We start from the raw sequence: 21646 nt of genomic DNA, 5'->3' as shown, positions 1-21646 counted from the left end.
TGACGCTCTTGCATCACACTTGCCGGCACATTGTGGTTAACCAGTCCCGCTCAACGCACATGGCGATCCTGGCCAAACCATTCCTGATGCCGCAGTTTCGCTTTCATGGTCTTACCGGTTGCCGTTTTGGGCAGCTGGCAGAATTCAACAGTCTTTGGTGATTTATACTCCGCATGATTTTTCCGGCAGAAATCGATAATTTCTTCCCCGGTGGGATTTGTACCATATTTGGGAACGACAAATGCCTTCGGCACTTCGCCCCAGACTGGATCCGGGATTGCAACTACAGCTACTTCCAGAACATCAGGATGCTGGTAGATAATATCCTCAATTTCAATGGAAGAAATGATGTCACCACCCCTGACGATGACATCGCTGGTTCGATCCATCACCTGGATATACCCGTCAGGATGTATGACCCCCAGGTCACCGCTGTGAAACCACCCATCCCGGAAAGCCCTTTGGGTTGCCTCGTGGTCTTTGTAATAGCCGAGCATGACATTATTGCCCCGCATCACCACCTCCCCCATGGTCTGCCCATCAGCCGGTACAGGCTGCATCGTCAGTGGATCAACCACCTCCATATGGATGCTGGTGGTATATGCGACCCCCTGTCTCGCTTTCATTCTCGATACTTTTTCTGGATCAAGTTCAATCCACGATGGTTGCCAGGCACAGACACTGTGCGGGCCATGAAGCTCAGTCAGGCAGTAGACATGGGTGACGTTTGCACCAATTTCCTCCATCCCCTGGATGATCGTGGGCGAAGGAGAGGCCCCGGCGGTAAGAATTTCCAGGGGACGGTGCAGTCTCACCCTGGCCGCCTCCGGAGAGCAGATCATCCTGAGCAGGGTCGTCGGTGCAGCGCAGAGATGGGAGACATTTTCTTTTTCAATAAACTGAAAAATCTCTGTCGGCAGACATTCTCGCAGACAGACATGGGTTGCCCCCACCGCGGTAACCGCCCATGGAAAACTCCAGCCATTGCAGTGAAACATTGGCAGGGTCCAGAGATACACGGAGGCAGGTTTCAGCGAGGACTCGACGATCTCACCCAGGGTATGCAGGTACGTTGAACGGTGACTGTACATAACCCCTTTCGGTTTGCCTGTCGTTCCGGAGGTATAATTGATGGAGATCAACGCGTTTTCATCAATAATGCCTTCAACCACGGGCGGTGTCTTTGCCCTTCCCAGGAGAAAAGATTCATATTCCGGACCCTGCAAAAGGAGTGAACAGCTGTTTTCACAGATGTTGACGAACAGTTTAACCTTGGCAAAATCGCCAACCACAGCAAGGATCTGCGCTACATATTCGTTATCGACAAAAACAGCCTTTGCTTCGGAATGGTTGATGATATGAAGATATTCCTGGCCCGATAACTGGGTATTGACACATACCAGGACAGCGCCAATCATGGGAATGGCGTAATGCGCCTCTAAAAGAGGCGGTGTATTGGGACAGATGAAAACCACCTTGTCGCCGGGGCCGATACCCTTTTCCAACAGCGAATGTGCCAGCTGGTGGATGCGCTCCTGAAATTCACGGTAGGTGTACCTGCGATCTCCATAGACCACGGCAACCTTGTTCGGATAGACCCGAGCGCTCCGGGCGAGAAACGAAACCGGACTGAGCATGTCACTGTTCACACTTTGCCTGAACACCAATGGAACTCCTGTATTATTATTTCGTGGAGGAACGTATCCCCGCACAGCGTGGCGACCGAAAAAAGTGGTCGTCAGGCGAGTATTAACAAAATTCCCGCAGATCTTTGCGCCCGATGATGGACGCCTTACAACCTGTCAGATAAAAACCAGTTTAAGTCTGTTGCATTACAGCGTTCTATGTATAGTGAGAAAAATATTTGATTTAACGACATGAAACAATCGGCACAAAACTTATTTCTATCTGGGAAAAAAACTGAAAAGCTCTAGGTTCACAACCTAGAAAGTACCGTCGGATTAAAGGCTGTCCACGACGGCATGAAACAGGACGCATGGAACAACAGCTTTTACGTCACGTTCTGTTTGCCAACGTAGGTTATGGTATTGATACAAGTGACAGGCTTGAACTGATGGCCCAAAATGGAGACACGCATCGGGCAGGTGGATCAGGCCGGCGAAAAAAAGGACGGCCCGTCTGGATTCATCATCCGAGGCAACCATGTCATTGTTCTGAATTTCAATGCCGCCTTTGACAACCCTGAGGTGATAAACAAGAAGGCGACGATACCACGCACACTCTGTCCGTGATCCAGTTCAAATAGAGTTTGCCCGGTACATTCAGCTTACCCCACTCATGCTGGGCTGGCAGCGTATTGATAGTATCTGCTGCGGCGTAGAACAACCTTCTCTGCCAGCACCGAGAACTGCCTTGAACCATTTCTCGAACCATTAACTCCCGATTTTGCAGGAAAAACCAAAGATTCTCAAGAGGATCAGGAGAGACATGACCAGGAAACTGCAGTTGATCAAGGTACAGGAGATGACAGCCAGTTTTGGCACGGATGTAATTCAAACGGCAGGCGGTTTTTTCCTTGCCCGAAATTGTCTTTATCAGGGTTTTGTAGCAGATAATTTTCACGGCCCGGGGCTTCAGGTTCTTGATTTTTCCCACCCTTTTTTTCGCAGGGGATAAGATTCATCTGCAATCTTAAACTCATTCCTGAACGTACGGTTTTACCTTCTTCCGGAAGTTGCAGTTTTAGGTCAAGGCGTAATTTACCAAACGGAATTTGAAGAAAAACAGGAATGAGCCTTAGTCGCTGGATTAGCATGCCTCTTTTTATCGGCAGTGCAAGTCTCTATCCAGTCCTTACCCCCTACTGCCCTGTTGTCTTGCATCTTGCCTAACATGATTTCTTTCTGTATAACAATACAGAATGCGGCGTAGTTTCTACAAAACTTCTTGTTCAGCATGGGGCAACCCACATGACCATTTTAACCATTTTCCTTGATTGAACGTATTCGATACATTGATTCAAAAATGTAAAATTGGAAAGAGATGACAGAACTCGACATTTGCGGTTTAAAAACAGAATTCTAAGCTAATAAAAGCATGAATTTTTCTCAAAAAAAATCAGTATCTACCCTTCGCTTTTATGAAGCAATAATCTCAAGCGGCTCTGTAGGGATGGCGGTCTGCGATTTTTCAGGTCAGTACCTGGAAGTGAACAATGGAATGTGTCAGATGGTTGGCAAAACCAGATCTCAGATTCTTCGGCAAAACATCAACTCTCTGGATTCATGGAAACAATCCGGTTTATTAGATGCGGCACGAGCTGTAATCAGAGAAAAAAAGGAGAGACATGGTGAAGTGTCTGTTACTTCATCCACTGGGAAAGCAGTCACTGTCAATTATCATATAATGCCTTTTGTTGCGGAAAAGCAGGATTATTTACTTTTTATTTTCAATGATATCAGCAGAAGAAAACAAGTTGAGGAGCAACTCAGACATTCTCGGGACTTGATGGACTATGTCATATCTCATGCTCGAAGTGCAATTGCTGTGCATGACAGGGACTTGAATTATATTTATGTCAGTGATCGATATCTCAAAGAATACAAAATAAAGGAAGAAAAAGTCATTGGTAAGCATCATTATGAGGTATTTCCTGATCTCCCTCAAAAATGGAGAGATGTTCATCAGAAATGTCTGAAAGGTGAAGTATTAAGTTCTGAGGAAGACTCCTATTCTAGAGATGATGGTTCCGTTGATTGGACACGATGGGAATGCCGCCCATGGTATGAATCTGACGGTACCATTGGAGGTATTATTGTCTACACTGAGGTTATAACAGAGCGAAAAACGATTGAAGATCAACTGCGCAAAAGCCAGGAACAATTGAAACTTGCGATTGAAGGTTCAGATTTAGGTTTATGGGACTGGAATTTACAAACCGGAGAAACGTTCTTCAATGACAAATATCTAAGCATGCTTGGCTATGCTCCTACCGAGCATTCTCACACAAAAGAAACCTGGTTAAAACTTCTGCATCCAGAAGACAAAAAACGTGTTCTCAGAGCATTAGATGAAAACCTGAGAAACAACGAAAACTGGAATATCGAGTTTCGTCTTCGAGGGAAAAATGGCGATTACAAATGGATTCTCGGCCGAGGAAAAGTTGTTGAAAAAGATGCCGAAGGAAATCCACTGAGGGCGTCAGGGACGCACCTGGATATTTCCGACCGAAAACGTGCAGAAGAAGACCTGCTGAAGCTGCATAAACTTGAGTCCGTTGGAGTATTGGCAGGTGGAATCGCCCACGATTTCAACAACATTTTGGTATCCATTTTAGGTAACATCAATTTAGCTCGTCTTGATTCTCAGCTTACGCCAGAAACACAAAAACTCCTAATCGAGGCAGAAAAGGCATCATTTCGTGCGAAGGGTCTCACCCAACAATTGCTTACCTTTTCAAAAGGGGGTGAGCCAATAAAAGAAGCAGCGTCTCTCAAAGAAGTTGTTCAGGACTCTGCTGAATTTATTCTCCATGGGGAGAAATCTATAGCAAAATATGAATTCGTTGATGATCTCTGGCTGGTTGAAATCGACAAAGGCCAGATCAGCCAGGTAGTACAAAATATTATTCTCAACGCTAACCAGGCTATGCCTGATGGCGGCACAATTGAAATTGTCTGCGAAAACTATACTCAAAAAGAACAGGCCAGCACAATTTCTCTACGCGCAGGTAACTACATTAAGCTGAGCATAAAAGACTGCGGTGTAGGCATCCCAGCCAACATACTTGGAAGGATTTTCGATCCGTATTTTTCAACAAAACAAGAAGGCAGCGGTCTCGGACTGGCTATCACCTTCTCAATAATAAAAAAGCATAATGGTCATATTCAGGTAGAGTCAACATCGGCCTGCGGGACAATATTTACAATCTTTCTCCCTGCTTCAACGCAGACCCACCAGGAAGCCCAGAAAGAAAAAATTATTGATACAGATCCTGCTAAAATAAAAGTTATGGTAATGGATGATGAAGAAATGGTCAGGAATATGTCTCAGGCTATGCTGACAAGCATGGGACATGAAACAGTCCTCGCCAAAGATGGAGGTGAAGCTGTATCGTTATACAAACAGGCAATGGAAAGCGATTCTCCTATAGATTTAACAATTATGGACCTGACAATCTCTGGAGGCATGGGGGGAAAAGAATCTGTAAAAGCAATATTGTCTCTAGATAAAAAGGCCAAAGTGATAGTATCAAGTGGTTATTCTACCGATCCAATCATGTCCAGTCATCATGAATATGGCTTTTGTGGGGCTCTTGTTAAACCATATCAACTACATGAACTCGTCCGAGCAATAAAGGAAGCTTTTACAAACTCCCAAAAATAACTTAACCTCGCCTGTCAAAAACTGAAATATTTAACATGCGGGATTACATGACCATTGCAGATAAGTATCCTCAACTATTGAGATCGCTGATCGGCTGTACTCGATTGTGCCGGTAATGGTGGTACTGTGCGGGGTGATCAGCCCACTGTCAATCAACAAAGTCGGCTGACATCTAAAGGACGGGTCAGAACCTCAATCGACATTAGCCTCAGAATGGTAAACATTTTGGGCGACAACCCGATTTCGGCCACCGTTTTTAGCCTGATACAAGCGATCATCAGCCTGGTTGATCAGGCTCTCAACCGTTTCAGCATATTCGATACTCTGCACACCCAGGCTTGCGGTTATAGTTTGACGTCGCGGTAATTCGCCCGATTCAATGTCAGCCACAACTAATCGCAGTTTTTCCGCCACTTTGATTGCCTGGGCCAGATTAGTCTGTGACAGCAGAATCAGGAATTCTTCGCCGCCCCAGCGAGCGACATGATCCGTCTGCCTGATGTTTGCAGACAGCCGTGAAGCGACTTCAATCAGCATCCGGTCGCCAAACCCATGACCAAAGCTGTCGTTCAAATGCTTGAATCGATCAAGATCGAGCATGATTACCGAAAACGTCTGCCCATATCGCATAAATTTGCCGTACTCCATTTTCAATAGTGCATTCATCTCGCGGCGATTAGCCACCCCGGTCAAATCATCGGTGCGGGATGCCTTGTCGAACTGGCTGCTGATCAACCGGTATCGCGCCTGACTCTCGGCGCGCAGATACTCATAAATCAGTGCCATTATTGCCAGGGCCAGAAAAGAGGCGATAAAGCGTGTCTTGAAAAGAATACTGTACTCTGCAATCGCAAAAGGCAGGTTAGGTATGAACATCAACAACAGGGTTAAGACAGTGAGTCCAGCGACCACGCAGATGCCTCGTCGCAGACCCTGAAGAAAAGTTATCAGGGCAAGCAGAGAGTAACACCATAGCGGACCCGTACCTTCGACACCACCACTGATAATCAGGTAAAGGAACAAATAACTTGCAGCCAGAGAAACCCCGTTTTTACCGTAACGCAGGTCGATAGTCGACCGCATAAGCAGCAAAGAACCGAGGCCGACCACAGCGGGTAAAATCAGGTTCGCAGCAAGTAAAAACTTGCCATCAACCAGCGCATTGATCCCGAAGGCGAGGAGAAAAACACCGCCGATAAGCCCAATCAGCAGGTTGAGTTGATAACTGCGTTTTCTTTCCGCTTCGCTGAAGTCCATTATCGGGTCCATAAAATCGGCGTACTCGTTGGTTAGATGATAAGTACTTGCCTTTTGGGGCAAACTAAAAAAATGGTCTTCAGACGGGATCTGTTTAATCGACTCCTTACAGGCTACCTTCTCAGGCTGATTTAGGCAATTTTTTTTCTGCCTCGCTTATTGCGCTTAACCTTACCGTTACAGGATATTTTCTACAAAAATGTTCCTATAATTCTCAAAAGTTGTCAACAGTTCCCCCAACAGAAAACCAAAGTACCTGACCATCACAGGGTGGCTCATCTTCGCTGAGATACAGGTCGCACAGGTCGGAGGAGATACAATCTGCTAAGAGGCTGTTTCTTTTCAAGATCAAACTCTTCCCAAAAACCAAAAGTTGATACGTATAGTTCCTGTATCTCTCCAGATACGCTCTACCATCTGAAAGCTCTTTTAACCAGACAGGCAAGACCCTGCCTTCATAGAAAAAATATACAGTTATCAGTCAAAAAAAGCACAGACGTTGAATCGGCAATTTAGACAGGTCGGTCAGTTACTACAGCTTTTTGTCGTCTTGAATACGTACTGGCTATGCATTCTAAATGGTTTGGCCTTCAGAGAGTAATTTAATGTTTTCGAGTGCTTTGGGCCAACAGGAGTCGAACATCTCGACAAACGACGGATGGGTGTACATTTCAATGGCTAAGATCGTTTTGCCTTCAGACTCGGACAAAAGATATTTCTCTGTGGTGCCGATCCATTGCCGTGCTGTTTCACTTTCCGTTTCTTCAATTCCTTCTTGAGTTATCATTGCAACATTTTTAGCCAAAATACAGTTGTGGGGTTCAAAGATCTCTAATATTGCTTTCGTTCCACCCATATTCGGATCAACAAATTTAACAGTCGCCCCGGCCTCCCATCGGCCTTCAAAACCAGAGTTCTCTGAAAAAGCCTTCACCCACTGTTCATATTTCCCAGGTTCAAGCATGGTGTTCCAAACATGACTTCTATCTGCATCAATTTTTATTGAATAGCGTAATGTCTTCATTTGTTCCTCCTCTGCATAACCACTAAATAACATATCAATTGCCCGACCTTCATGCCACTATGTGGCACATACTCATATAGTATGTAATTTGGGGAAAAATAATGTCAAACGATATCTACCAATTTGGGTAAGAATAAACAGAAGCTACCAGGGTTTCTAGCAAGACTCAGGAAGCAGTTGAGGAACACCAGATAAATTCGTTCTAAGCAGGTTTTCCCGGAAGGTCTCTCGCTATAACGAATGGAATGCAACGTTGCGAGGAGTTGAGCAAACCCTGCACCTCACTGATTCACTTTGAAAAAATAAGAATGCTGTTTGCCGGGATTGTTATGGATGTTGAAAAATGCAGACCGTGCATACCGCCACCGGATACGTATATTTCTCCTCCATTGCCGGTACCCCAGGGATTGGCCCAGTTATCATACACATCGCTGTTGATCACCTCTTTCCAATAGCCGTTAATCGGAAAGCCCAGCTCATAACTATTGAAAGTAGACTCATTCAAGCTGGCTACAACAACTACATCATAACCCTCCCGGGGAACCCAGCGGTGAAAGGCTAAAATACGATTATCATTACTTGCATGATACACATTGATACCGTCACCTCTCAGTCCTTTCTGGGATCTTCGGACGGCAATGACCTCTCGGGTAAATTGAAGAAAATCCACCATGGCTTTGTCGCCCTGATCCAGGCCTTCCCACCAGATCAGGAAGGGGTGCTGGGGATTATCACTCCACTGCTTGTCTTCAAGCATTTCCTGCCCCATAAAAATATGAGGAATACCTGCTGCCGTGAGCGTTAGCCCCATTGCAACCCGCGATCGACTCCGTGCGTACCAGGAACGGCTGTTGGAACTATCGGCGATTTTGGGAATGCGCCAACCCCTGTCATGCCTGACCAGGTCGTGATTTTCAGTACATTGAACCGCCCGCCATCTATCATTGAGTATCGGTGATGCAATTTCTCTGCCGATACGTTCCATATCAACAAATGCAGATGCCCCTTGGGCAGACTGACCAATGGCACTCCGGACCGCATCCCTCAGCCCGTCATTCTGAATCGCATCAAAACCGGCACCATTTTGCGAGGCTGGCTTAACGATTGCCGACTCTACCGGCCAACATTCTGCGATGTGAATGGCCTCTGGTTTAATGTATTTACATGTCTCAGTAACATATTTGCAGAACAGCCAGCCGTGATAACCCCCTACGTTTTTTATGACACTGACCTCATCGTAACGAAAGCCATCGCAATGGTATTCAGTCAGAAAATACGTCGCGTTGTCAATCAGGAACTGTTTGACATTATCCTTCCAGTATGCAAAGACCAGTCCCCCAGCCCAGCCCCGGTCGGTAAAATAGAGGCTGTCATTTAGATTCCCGCGCGATTTGCAATCAAAAAAGAAAATACTCCTATCATTGGCAATCGATTCACCGCCGGAAAAATCACCTCCGGCATGGTTATAGACAACATCGAGCAGAACCGCGATATTATAGAGATGGCACATGTCAACCATAACCTTCAGTTGATTGGCAGTGCCCTGTATATCCTCGAGGCGATATGGAGAAAAACCAGGATTGATGGCCAACAGTTGCGTGTTTATTGACGCCAGATACGTTTGTAAAGCAGCATCGGTATCTCGGACACCGTAATCCGTCTCTGGCGAAAAGTAATCTACACCGTTATAACCGAGACTGAAAGTACCCGAAAACTCTTCAATAGGTAGAGGCTGGATGGCGTTTATACCCAGATTTTTCAGGTAAGGGAGTTTTGCAATGATTTCAAAAAATGTCCCATTGTTTCTATTTGCTGGAAAATACCAGACTCCGATGTGTAACTGGTAAATAATCAGCTCGTGAAAAGGCGGGGGCCGAAAGTCTTGATCGTGCCAGGGAAAAGAGCGCGGATCGATGAGAAGACAATGGCAATTCGGCCACATGGGATCATCCGTCAGATCACGGGCATACGGGTCACGTTTCAACCCTTCCATGCCGCCGTCCGGACCCACCACGTAATACATATAGCTTTCGCTAGCCGTAAGACCAGGGACAAAACCAACCCAGAAGCCACCACCTTTTTGTTGAAGAGCTGCAGTTGCATTATTCTTCCAATCTCCCTGTTCGGTCTTTTGGTAATCCCAACGAACCCAAACCTCCCGAGCAGATGGTGCCCAGACACGAAAAGTCGCACCTTCCCCCGTACCGAGCAAATTACCGCCCATAGGGGTATTGTCATCTACATGATCAAGACTTGCAAAATGTTGTCCATTCATAGTTCTCCCACTCCCTCAATGGCCTTGCTCTATACTGTTACGGGTTCAACTTGCTGATCAAGAAATCTCCCTTCAGGATGGCACAATATGTTGTATTCACATCAACTCTCAATGTTGAACGATTTGAGAAAAATGAAAACATGGTGTTTTCCCCATCAGATGGTCCAGGCTAACTCAGCCTGATCTATGAGCTGGGTTGTCAAGGCTTTTTGCACGTTTTCCATCATAGTAAGCTTGCCAGTGGTAACACAGTCCTGCTGCAGTTCGCACGCAGAGCAGTCAGGACAATTGGGCAAACGAGTATATTGGAAGATCGATGCGGGATCAGCCAGATCCTCAACGACGATGCGGGCCAGCTCCTCCTCTTTCGTGTCATCTGCCAGCTTGCTCCCGGCCTCTTCTGCAGAAAAACCTTCAGCCCGCCAGTCGAGATATCGATCCACCATTTCGTAGTAGGGGTTTTTATCGTCCTCACGAGTTTTAAGAAATTTTTTAAAATTATCCCTCGCCCGTTCGAAATGCCCGAGTTTGTACCATGTCTGGCTCAGCATGAAGGCTACATTATATTGTGTCCAGGGCGATTCCTGTTTCAAGCTAATGCCAAATACATCCACGAATGAAGTTGGACTACCCAGTTTTTCCAATACTTCTGCGATCTTTATCAACTCCTCATCGGAGCAGCTTTTGAGTTTGAGTGCGTTTGGTTCAATCTTGTCAAGATCCAGCATGATCGGCGTATCGTTTATAACTGGGGGCGGTACGTTTTTGCGGCCCATGGCTGACACCTCTGGTACATAGCAAAAAACCGAAGGAAATCCCATGAAGGATACGTCGCGCAGATAGACATTTCGACCCTTGGAATGAAAAAAGCCAATCAACCGTCGAACCTCCTCAACATGGGAGTCACCCTGGGTCCACACCTGAGGGTCGAACTCATAGGAGGGATTCTCGGCAAACAGGCTGAGTGGATACTGCCCTCGATTGTCCTTGGTAAATTGTGCGAATTCGATATACCGTGCATACATCGAATTTTCATCATTCTTGGTAAAATAGGATGCCTCTTCCATGGGTTTTGCCAGAGCAGTTTCGTCGAACATGGCATCACTGGCAATTCCTTGGTAGATCTCAGTCAGGCAGCGGCTCAAGGCAACCTGAAAACAGGTGTCGCAGCCCACGTTAAGTCGATATGTATGTTTTTCGGGGTATTCAACTATAAGACCAAGTGAAGGGATTTTTTGCCCGGCTGAAAAATCTTTAATTGTCACCCGATACCTGCCGCAGGCTTCAATGGCCTTAATGATTTCTACCTCCGGTTCGTATTGCGCTAAATATTCATGAGGTATAGTTGGAGGCGTCATCTGGCCGAAGAAAACCTCTGCAGCGCCCCATCGTTCAAGTATTTCACACAGTCCTTGATATATTGCTTCAGCTCTCGTGTTGCCTGCGGCCATTCCATTTGAACCAATTGTGAGCAGCAAAAGGTTTAACGGGAGCGGAATAACTTTCCGGTTCTTCGTGTCAAAAAACGGTACAGCAACCACACCGGGGGCCCCGTTCGTTTTCACCCTGGCGTGATACGACATCATGAACTCACTTCGGCCGGCTCCATTATAGCGAACGATATCGCTGGTCACTTCATCCGGCAAAGAAGAAAATTCGTCATGTGTCAAATAACACTCATCCGGCATATAGTAAAATCCATAGTTTTGTTTAAATTGGGAGACAATAGTTCGTGGGAAGATTGCGAAGAGGCCATTTTGCATTCGTTCGACGAACTCGGCATAAGCACTTGCCAAAGAAAATTCGGCGGTTCGACCTTTGCCATTGGCCCGGAAACCTCCTTTTTCCTCAGGCAATGACAGGCTTACAGAAAATAATTCCGGGTAGGGGTTGCCGTAAAAAGATTCTTCAGGCAACAATCCAATCTGGGCTAATAGTGTCCTCAGCAAGGTGATGGTCTGCTGCGCGCTTCGTTCTTTGTACGGACGGTGAATGGTTTCAAACATGACTACCTCATGATTTTTAATAGGTGGATGTGAACCATAGGTTTGTCTGACAAATCATGTACATAAGTAACCAACAGAAATTACAAACCAACTAAAAGTTTGATCGGCCTGTATTTCCCATACCATACTGACAGCAGGGTCTTTAAAATGTCGGATATCTAATAAAAGGATTGACCCATCGCCCAAAAGGCGGTGCGGCTTGTAACCATTCCTGCTCCATCTGAAAGAGCAATGGTGAGCTCAATGGTGTGAAAAAGGGCATGCATTGTGGTACTGGAAAATTTTGTACCAGTTGAGGTGGGAAGCCGGCCCGAAAAAACTGAGGCCCCTCCCAGGGTAGCCCCCATGGATGTTGTGTCTGGAGAAATTCCTGATTTTGAGCAGATACACCTGGCAGCTGCCCAGAGACAGGTTGCGCAATCAAGGCTGTTTTCGGAAAAAATCTCATATCTGTATTCTCCGTTTTTTAAAATAGCGCGTTTTTCTGGGGATTGATTTAAAGCAAGGTATGGGGACATTCCTGATGGTATCGGGTTAAGCATAGAGATATCCCTCTTAAATGGTCATCCGACCTCGCAACATTTCCCTCATCGATATTTGCATGGCAACTCAAGATCTCTCCTCGCCATTTGGTGTGGATTTAAACCATACCAAATGGCGGGGATTACCAATTATCGCAGGACATTTCAGGTTTAAAAGACAGGTCGCCCGAAATCGCCGAGGCCGCCTTGATAATAGGATTGGGGGCCTTGGAGATCGCTAGCCCGTTGCGGATCGAACCTCTGCGGATCAAACCTCTGCGGGTCATACCTTAGAGCATTACTACGCAAACATTGCTGCTGGACCTGGCTGGCTGCCTGATATTGTGATTGATTCTGCCCCAAATCCTGGCCAAGAACATTGGCCCTGGCTGCCGCGCTGGCTATTGCCTCATCACCCGGCTTTTTAGTAAGGGCCTCTTCAATCTGGGCTAATGTTTCTTCAATTGACTTGGAATATTGCGCTACTCTTTGTTGCAGTTGGAGCAGTTGTTGTTGTTGATACTGAAGTGCTATTCGCTGCATTTCAGCAGTTTGTTCGGCTGTGGGCTGAACTGGAGGAAAAGACATTGGCATCATAGGCATTGATGAGAATTGAAACATAGCTGCGGCCTCCTCAGTAATTGGAATGTTAAATACAGGAACAAGCATTGTACGGTGAAAAATCCAATTTAAAAACCGATACTTTTCAATATGTTACCAATAACAATGACATGAACAGGTCTCAGCTCAATCGAATCGCCAAGAGCTCTTCTCTATCGATACTTCTACAACCCTCCTCTTTTGAAATTTACCTGTAAACAAGGTGACCAGAGTGACCGTGAACTTACCTATGCGGAGCAAGTAAAACGACCAGGCCACCTCACCCCCTTAGCCAGCATTTCTCATGAGTATTGTGATTACAAACTCAACGACCTGCTTTCATTTTAAAATATTGACTATCGCAGAAAACAGAGTCTTTTTCGTTTCAGATCAAAAGCTCACCCTACGACTCAATAGATTTTATCCCGCTTTTTAAAGTGTTATCTTCTCCCTGGCTTGAGCCATCAACGAGCCGTTAAGGTTGGCCTGTACACTGACCTCAGCCGATCCACTCTGGAATTCCTCTTTTTTCCAGTTACAACGCCAGATGAAATAGCCACCGGTTCGAAGGAAAGGCAGGTCACCGGAACGTAATTTTCTACGACCTTGATTCAAGATCATGCTGACACTCACGCCTTTGGCCGGTGTTGCCAAACTTCCATCAGCCATTAAAATTCTGGCACCAATGAGAGTGTAAATCCACCGCTTGTTACGCCGACTGAAGATATCTTTTATGACAAGCTTTTCCACAGGTTGCTCTGGCCGCGGCACGTAGATCGGGATCAACCTGGTACAGCGGTGGATGCCCAACTGATCTGTTTTAACCTCAAATGATACCTGAATCAGATAGTTGCCAGCCACCCCGGCAGCCTTCGGATCAAAGAAAGCCGTGTAGATGCCGTCTTCAGGCTGAGGGTCAGCTTGTCTTCCATCGTCTGTAAGTTCGATCCGCACCCGTTCCCGCTCGTAGATATCCCGGCCGTCAGCCATGATCTGGGCAGCAAACAATCCAAGCTTCGTCAAATCCGGATCAACCTTGTCTCCGTTCAAGGCTTGATCGTCCAATTTGATCTCCTTAAGCTGGTTAGCATACTGCTTGAGCAAATCGTCAATGGACCGGGTGGGAAAAGTGATGCTGGCACTGGCTTTACCCCCTGTAAGCGGTTTGCCGGCCAGCTGCGCCTTGAAGGACAGTAGAACCTGATCGTTGTACAGATACTTGGGATCCAGAGACGCCAGACATTCTACGTCTGAATCGGCCATAACTGCCGTTGTGATCGCAAGGGGCTTGTTGCCGCCACCGCCCTTGTGGTCGACTATGAGCGTCCAGGCTCCTGCCTCGGGGTGGACGACGCGATAATAGGCATGGCTTGAGCCCTGGAAAAAACAAACATCCGCAGTACCTGGAGAATAGACTCTGCCTGATGGGGATCTGATCCCGAAGACAACCTCCACGCCCGAACGCGGCCATGCTGCCGAGAAAAAGGCCTCGCGGGTAATCCGGTTTATATATGCGGTTTCCTCCAGGTGGCCCCCTGGGGTCAGCGGCACCGAGGACAGGTGGGCAACACCGCCGCAACCGACATGGCCCATAATGTCATAGTAGATTTCCTGCAGCTTATGAAGGTCCGCCGCGGACTCAACGGAATAAACGGCACCGGTGCCGGTGCGGACGGCGATATTGTTGAGGACTGCTATATCGCTGGCCGGGCCCAAAGCAATCGTATAGACCTTCACATTTTCATCTGTAATTCCGTCTAGGAATATATCGTCAATCAGCGGTGGCGGCTCTGTATGATAGCCATCGCTGAGAAAAACAATGGCGCGCGGCCGTCCGGTATCTGCCCCGAGTGTTGTAACTCCACGCTGCAGTGCTTCGCGAAGATCTGTCATCCCGCCTGAGGTGATCGGGTCGATAAGATTGTGAGCATCGTCCTTGTCATCCTGGGAGTCTATGGCGGTGAGGGCCATATCTTCGACAGCGGACGCGGCAAACGAGACCAGTCCCGTCCGGTCGTTAATCTGCAAAATATCGATCATCTGCTTGGCTCGTTCCTTAGCCGGATCCATGTATCCGGAATAGCCCATGCTGCCCGAGCGATCGATTACCTGGACGATGTCTGAAGGCTGGCAGGAAAAACCGGTGGCGTTGGCAACCACCAGCGCATAATCCTGACGCAGCCCAGCCAAAGACGGCACTCCTGTGGCCACGTTCACCGCTTCCACCTCAATGCGATATTGCCCGACCTGGGGGGGATTAACCACAACCTTCTGCACATTGTTGCGGATGTCGGTGATGCTGTCTGCGGTGGCTTCGGTTCCGGAAGCCACATGAATGACCCGCAGGAACAGCCTATTCTGGATCACGGCACCTGCCGGGTCACGCCACACCAGCGTCACCATGAGGGGTATGGCCGTCGACGCGACATGGACATCATAGCTGCGAATATCACCTGTCGCGACGGCGCTTGACAGGTCGTCGTCGAACTGCACACGACCGGTACCTGTCGGGAACAGTGTGTTGGTCAGGTCAACGCGGCCCCAGCCTTGAGCGTTGTGAGGTATTCCCATTCCCATATCAACCGCACCGTTGACAATCAATGCCTTCACAAGGGCGGCGGAAGGCGTGTGTCCACGCTGCTCGATCAGGTACTGGCGGATCAGTGCACAGCAACCAGCGGTTATAGGAGCGGCCATACTGGTACCGCTCATCCAGCAGTAATTATCTGCTGCGGTGGGGCCAGACCCTGGAGGCACATCCGGAGCATTGTGATCACCGCCGTAAAGGATTGGTTGGCCCGGAAGACCATATCCAACCGCCTCGGCATGTGTCCAGGTCCCATCCTCGTCCCCGGTTCCTCCTAGGCCATCAGGGCCGCAATCGTTGGTGGACACTGAGGCGCGTGTTGAGAGAATCCAGCTCCCCGGTGCGACGACATCCGGTTTTCTTCGGTTGTTCTGCACCGGGCCGGGACAGCTGAAATCCGCTACCTGATTCTGGTTATCAGCGGCTGCGGCGACCCCATGCAGCACCGGCCCTCCTGGATACGTCGTTGCAGGATAGGCAGGGCTATTGGGAAACCTGACCGAGGCTGGCAAAGTGGGTTGTACGCTTTCACTCGCACCAACTGTCAACACGTTTTTCCCTGAGGCCGGTGCATTGACCCTTTTCGGAGCATCATTGCCAGCCGCAAAAACTATGAGAAATTCCCGGTTGTTGAAGGCAAAGTCATCACACCGGGAGGTGAATAAATTGTAAACACCGTCTGACTCATGATACGACCACGAATTTGTGTGAATCCGGGCTCCATCATCGCGTGCCACGTCGAAAAACCCGACCCTCGGATCGACCGGAATACCCGTCAATTCACGGTTGGAATCCATGGTGGACTGAAAGACGACCTGGGCTGCAGGGGCCATACCCTGAATGTGACCATTAGAGAGGGTGCCGTTGCCAAGCACTGACCCTGCGACATGGGTGCCATGGTTATCAATGTCGCTGGCATCCCCTGGGCGGGCAAGGGCATGAATGGCTACAATCCGGCCCTGGAAATCATCATGCAGAGTGGCATCATCTACGCCTGTGTCCAGACCTGTATCGGCGATTGCGATAATTTGGCCGTTCCCATTCAGGCCGTGGTAATTGTGCAGCACATCGGCACGGATGATGTCTGCAGCCACGTTATTGGACAGGGTGGGAGGACTGTAAGGGGCAAGACGTTGCACCTGGGGAATAGCGGCAATGGCTGCTACCAGTGACGTGTCGGCATACAGTATGATCACCTGCCCACTCATCCGGATAATACGTGCTCCCAGGCTACGTATGGCATCCACCACAACAAGCGGGTCCTCCCCGGCAAAGACAACAGCCTCAATATTCCCTACCTGATCGGGGCTCCGGGCCGGGACGGGACGAAGAGATTTTAAGGTCAGGGCACCACTTTTGGGGGCGTCTGTCGGACCCGCCAGCTCGACCGGTTCAGTTGCAAGCGGAGAAATGGCATCCGATTCAGGGAGCGCATTCCGCACCTCAGGCGCAAGAAGAAGCGGGTCAACCTTGAATGCAGAAGAGTAGGGAGAAACCGACTCAACAAACGTAAGCTGCCTCACCTTATTTATCTTGTCGCTCTCAACGGAAAACAGGTATTGATCTGGGGCCACACTTTCAACCAAGACAACGCCCATCCGCTCAAGCGTTGTCTTCCAGTCAGGGTGCATGGGCCCGATGAGACACATGATGTGATGGCTTCGACCTGAAGGCAGTGCTGCCCCGGCAGCTCCTGCAGCCGTTGAGACTGCAGAGGGCCGCCTGGTATCCATGCTGAACCCGCCTATCTTTATCTCATGCTGGTCAGGTAGCTCGCGTACCCGACATCCTGCTGTACGCAGAACCTGCAGCCCCCCTTCTTCGATACGGACAAGAAGTGATTGTCCATAGTTTGCCAGAATTTCACCACCTTGCTGATCAATCAACTCAGCAATTCGATTCAATCTTTTGCCTGTATAGACTATCGCTTTCTTGCTCATACTGTCACCTCCATACAACTTTTATTTAGAACAGTTTTGGCCGTATGTTTCTGATGAAAAACTGGTATTTACCGCTCTACTTTCAATGTATCTGGAGTTGATCTTCTCGCTTGTTCAAAGAAAAGTTTGGATCAATCAGCTCTCCCCTCAATCATGTATCCTTTCTAACGATCAATGACTTTAATATTGTGCTTGTATCTTCGAACATTCACGGTAGGTACTAAGAACTTTCTCCCCAGGCACCGAGAGAAGAAAATATATACAATTGAGTTTTCCCAGTTCTGGTATGCGAGGTCAGAAAAAACAAAAAGCCGAACCACCTTTTCTCAAGGCAGCTCGGCTATCCGTTAAGACCCGTTGCTTTCCGTGCCTGCCTTGCAGCAGGGTCGGCTTTATCTTATCTGAATCATATTTGATAATATATTTTATAATAAAGGTTAAAGGGAAATCAATACCACTGCGTAATACCGGTTTGATATTAGACTAAAAACAGAAGAAAGTGTGGAGCCATGTTTTGCAATACCATGCAGTAAACGGTTCATTTGACAGATAATATTTCTATTACCACTTCCGAATGCTATGGTAAAAAGTCAGATTATGCTTCCTGTTCATTTGTTGAGTGTAATTGTTTTCCCAAATTCTATTTCGCCCCCAACTTGAAGAATTTTTAAGATAGGATGCGGCGACAAAATTTACCTTTAACGGAGATCTCTCCAATCGATTCTTTGTCGACCATTCGAAATTGGCCAAAGGCTGTTTGAACATCCGCCCTGATAACAGCCATGTCACAGGAATTAATCAGAGCTGGCAGTGCGATGCCATTCAGGGTTAAGCAGTACTACTCCGTCACATTGACAGGCGAATACACCCTCATATATAATTTAGGGTAAAGATAATTTTCATCATGAGATAAAGCCGACCCTGCTGCAAGGCAGGCACGGAAAGCAACGGGTCTTAACGGATAGCCGAGCTGCCTTAGAAACAGGTGGCCCGGCTTTTTTAATGGGAGATCCCTTTGAAAGGTCTTGAAAGTTGTTTTAGCTACTTATGATGACAGTAAGCAGCATGCTCACCTGAGAAATGTATAAACTCGGCATAACGAAGTGAGCTTCACAAGCATTCAACAACGATGGCGAAAAGTCGGGTCCCTCAAGCCAGCGTTTAAACTGGGGAGGATTTGGGTTCATATAGAAGTGAGGAGCAAGACAACGATCTCAATGAACTGCCTTGTAGCTCGGAATACTCCGGAACAATGACATTTAAGAGGTGTTTAAGAGAAAATCTGGACTGAAAGCAGCGTCTTGTACAATTGGATCGAGATGTTTATGAGGCGATCATTATACCATGGTTGGGAAAAATACGGTCTGTACCACAATCTTTTTTAAACCACAGTGTCCTTAAGAGAGGTTAGAAATGAAAAGAGTGAAAAGTATCTACCGGCCTTTAGTCTTGCTATGTTTTTTTCTCTTCCCATGCTGTCCCGCCTACGGTGACAGTACCAGTGCCCAGATTGGTTCCGGTCTCATTCGCTATAGCGAACCGATGAATCAACAATATCGTTTAGACTGGTGTCTGGACTGGACAGTCCAGTGCGGAGAGCCTGCAGCTACGGCCTGGTGCAAACAGAATAATCTATCCCGTTCTAATAGCTGGAAGCAAGCTGCAAACATTGGCAAGACCACTCCTACTAAAACTCTAAAAAGTGGTAAAATATGTGACAAAGATTTCTGTGACGGTTTCTCTGAGATCGTCTGTGAAAATCCTGAACCAGGCATTTTTTACGATTTTATTCAAAAAGCACCAAGTGCAAAATGGACGAATGCCTGGCAAATCTTGCCCTATCCTGGCAGTGGCTCAGATGATAAAGGGTTTGTCCGTGTATTAAACAGTGTCAAACTTGAAAACCAACGCACATATCGCGAAGTATTGGAGACCCATCCACACTGGCAACCTCGAGGGCGCATAGTTGGCCGCTATTCAAATATCAACCTGCCTGCCCATGGTACAGAGTTTCGTGCAGAGCTTGGTTTTATTGACGGGGCTGGAGTCTCAGATGGAGTATACTTCGAAATCTGGGCCGAATTTCCACAATACAATGGTATACCCCTTCGACGTGAATATCACAAAAAAATGAACGGATATCTTATCAGTGATTTCAGCCAGGATCTGTCTCTGTTTAGCAATATGACAGGAACAATTGCTCTTTCTATTGATGCCGGAGAAAAATCGTCTGCACAGGATTGGGCTGTTTGGGTAAGGCCCCGGCTGGTGTCAATGAAAAATGAATATGCTTTTGCATCTTTTATAGGTGGGGCCATAGGTTCAAAACGTAGTGGTAACACGCTTATAAATCCTTGGGGTGGCAAGTCCGGTTATCTTTATGGCGATGTTGTATTGTATCTGGCTTTTGCTCATGTCACCTCAAATCACCCAATCAGAATTGATTCCTATTATAAAGAGCAATTTATGGGTACCACTAATCTTGGGTCAGTTCATTCCGGTCAAAAAGAAAAGTGGTTCACTTTACGAAGAACTCAGGAGGGACCTTGGCGTGAAACCGTTGTTTTCAACGGCACATATGTGGGTGATTTACGTTATACAATCTCAAAGATAGGAGAGTAAATTCAAGAAGCTTGTTTTTGTAGTTTTGTCGTAAACTTTTGCAAAAGTGCGACCAAATTGCATTGCCGCCAATATGCAGTATAAAAAAACGATTTAAAATCATATTATTACGGTCGAGATTCGAGGTCACCTCGAATCTCGTTGTCGGAGAACATGCGCTGTGCCAGCAATGAGCTGTAACAAAAAGAACTCTTTCATTTGCATGGGTCAGAATAGATAGATCTGCAAAAATGAAGTTGCATTGCGCTCCGGGCTACCGACTATTTTTTCAAAGCCGCTGTGATCCTGCTGCTCGAATGTCTTGCCCCCACGATGTTTCTTGCCACAGGGCCAATTTGGAGTTCAGAGAGGGGGCCGGTAACGAAAATCCGATCATGCCACTGGAGGGATGGTGTTATCACCGGAAATCCACAGGCAGCTGTCTTGAGTTTGAACTCCTTAACTGCCTGGTTCACGAAACCGCCATCGGGACGTTTTTCCACAAAACCTGTGGCCAGAACAATTCTTTGACACTCATATCGACCTTGCCGCCCAGTCAGCAGGGCACTTCCGTTTTGACATTTCGCATCGGTTATATCGTCAGTGATGCAAGTAAGTTGATGCCGTGCCGCCGCTTTGTCCAACGCAAGTTTCATGTCTCCGGGAACACTGCCTTTGGCTCTGGCGGCCACTATCTGCTGACGTCGTTGTTCAATCGGTGAACGGTAGAACCCTTCCGTATACCTTGGACCTATCCAGCCTGGAGCAAAATCGAAATTACTGACATACACCTCCTTTCGGGAAATCAACAGCACTTCAGCGTTCAATTGTTCAGTCACTTTCAGAGAAAGATGTCCACCACTGATACCACCACCGATCACCCCAACCGGACCATCGGCCCGCAAACCATCAAGGCGAAAGCCGGGATCGAACACATGATCTACCGATACTCCCATTTCTCTGAGACGGGTCGCCCAGGTCGGCCACAGGGGTTGTTCACTCATTCCGAGCGCAAGTAGCACAAATCGAGCATTGATCGTCTCCTCCGCAGTCACAACACTTACATACTCGACGTTATTGTGAAGTTCTAAAGCGCGGCCTTTTATGTGCAAAGACTCCAGTTGATGGTCATCTACCACCATCCTGCAATGCGCATCAAATAATTCCACGGATGGCCTGTTTTTAGGGGCGATAAAATTGGTGTCTTTTCTGATTTCTGGTAGTGCGGCGTAGCGACGCAGTGAGAAGGGATGGATGTCAATATGGTGCACCGAGGAAGAGCGTAAATACTTCATTCCACAATTTCTGGCGCAACGTCGCCATTCATGGAGCAGTTCTATGTGGGGATCTAAAATTCGAATATCATCGTGCGTCAGATGGGTCTGTTGACGCAAACAATGCGCCAGATGAACTCCGTGAATACCGCCGCCAATGATGAGCATTTCAAGCATGTAATTATTTTCTCCGTTTTACTGCATAAGCTTCCACA

At 47.4% G+C, this 21646-nt stretch carries 13 protein-coding genes and 2 riboswitches; of the genes, 4 read left to right on the top strand and 9 right to left on the bottom strand.

Translation table 11 applies throughout. The features are described from left to right. Positions 1–50: 50 nt before the first annotated feature. Positions 51–1664 (bottom strand): AMP-binding protein, encoded by a 1614-nt coding sequence (locus FCL48_RS21200; protein WP_136875429.1) that lies wholly within the window; start codon positions 1662–1664, stop codon positions 51–53. 420 nt (positions 1665–2084) lie between these two features. On the opposite strand from FCL48_RS21200, the gene FCL48_RS25060 reads away from it, so the two are divergent. From FCL48_RS25060 to FCL48_RS21190, 3 genes are all read left to right on the top strand, one after another. After that, entirely contained in the window at positions 2085–2252 is a 168-nt protein-coding gene (locus FCL48_RS25060; protein WP_169309313.1) for a hypothetical protein, read from the top strand. 196 nt (positions 2253–2448) lie between these two features. After that, positions 2449–2637: a hypothetical protein gene (locus FCL48_RS21195; RefSeq protein ID WP_136875427.1), complete on the top strand. Its 189-nt coding sequence runs from the start codon at positions 2449–2451 to the stop codon at positions 2635–2637. Positions 2638–3057: 420 nt separating this feature from the next. Then, positions 3058–5346, top strand: a complete 2289-nt coding sequence (locus FCL48_RS21190; RefSeq protein ID WP_136875424.1) for a PAS domain-containing sensor histidine kinase — start codon at positions 3058–3060, stop codon at positions 5344–5346. A 192-nt stretch (positions 5347–5538) separates the two neighbouring features. Here FCL48_RS21190 and FCL48_RS21185 read toward each other — a convergent pair whose 3' ends face one another. From FCL48_RS21185 to FCL48_RS21155, 7 genes are all read right to left on the bottom strand, one after another. Continuing rightward, positions 5539–6615, bottom strand: coding sequence for a diguanylate cyclase (locus FCL48_RS21185; RefSeq protein WP_136875422.1), 1077 nt, complete (start codon positions 6613–6615; stop codon positions 5539–5541). A 562-nt stretch (positions 6616–7177) separates the two neighbouring features. After that, complete coding sequence (locus FCL48_RS21180; protein WP_136875421.1) at positions 7178–7627, bottom strand: SRPBCC domain-containing protein; 450 nt, start codon at positions 7625–7627, stop codon at positions 7178–7180. 289 nt (positions 7628–7916) lie between these two features. Continuing rightward, a complete protein-coding gene (locus FCL48_RS21175; protein ID WP_136875419.1) occupies positions 7917–9902 on the bottom strand; it encodes an alpha-amylase family glycosyl hydrolase in 1986 nt (661 codons plus the stop codon). Positions 9903–10057: 155 nt separating this feature from the next. After that, the gene (locus FCL48_RS21170; protein ID WP_136875417.1) at positions 10058–11908 is read right to left on the bottom strand and encodes a YcaO-like family protein; all 1851 of its coding nucleotides are present in this window, start codon (positions 11906–11908) and stop codon (positions 10058–10060) included. 158 nt (positions 11909–12066) lie between these two features. Next, complete coding sequence (locus tag FCL48_RS21165) at positions 12067–12450, bottom strand: hypothetical protein (protein WP_136875415.1); 384 nt, start codon at positions 12448–12450, stop codon at positions 12067–12069. A gap of 150 nt (positions 12451–12600) precedes the next feature. Next, positions 12601–13050, bottom strand: a complete 450-nt coding sequence (locus FCL48_RS21160; RefSeq protein ID WP_136875413.1) for a hypothetical protein — start codon at positions 13048–13050, stop codon at positions 12601–12603. Between the two features lie 411 nt (positions 13051–13461). After that, on the bottom strand, positions 13462–17556 hold the full coding sequence (locus FCL48_RS21155; RefSeq protein ID WP_136875411.1) for a S8 family serine peptidase: 4095 nt from the start codon (positions 17554–17556) through the stop codon (positions 13462–13464). Between the two features lie 327 nt (positions 17557–17883). After that, positions 17884–17957: riboswitch (cyclic di-GMP riboswitch) on the bottom strand. Between the two features lie 503 nt (positions 17958–18460). Next, positions 18461–18534: riboswitch (cyclic di-GMP riboswitch) on the top strand. A gap of 435 nt (positions 18535–18969) precedes the next feature. Between FCL48_RS21155 and FCL48_RS21150 the strand changes: the two genes are divergently transcribed. Continuing rightward, positions 18970–20178: a hypothetical protein gene (locus tag FCL48_RS21150; protein ID WP_136875409.1), complete on the top strand. Its 1209-nt coding sequence runs from the start codon at positions 18970–18972 to the stop codon at positions 20176–20178. A gap of 260 nt (positions 20179–20438) precedes the next feature. On the opposite strand, the gene FCL48_RS21145 is transcribed toward FCL48_RS21150, so the two are convergent. Beyond that, positions 20439–21608, bottom strand: a complete 1170-nt coding sequence (locus FCL48_RS21145) for a SidA/IucD/PvdA family monooxygenase (protein WP_136875407.1) — start codon at positions 21606–21608, stop codon at positions 20439–20441. Positions 21609–21646 lie beyond the last annotated feature (38 nt).

The sequence above is a fragment of the Desulforhopalus sp. IMCC35007 genome (assembly GCF_005116575.1).
Taxonomy (GTDB): domain Bacteria; phylum Desulfobacterota; class Desulfobulbia; order Desulfobulbales; family Desulfocapsaceae; genus Desulforhopalus_A.
Note: the sequence above shows the minus strand (reverse complement) of the source record. Positions and strands in the feature narration are given on the sequence as shown.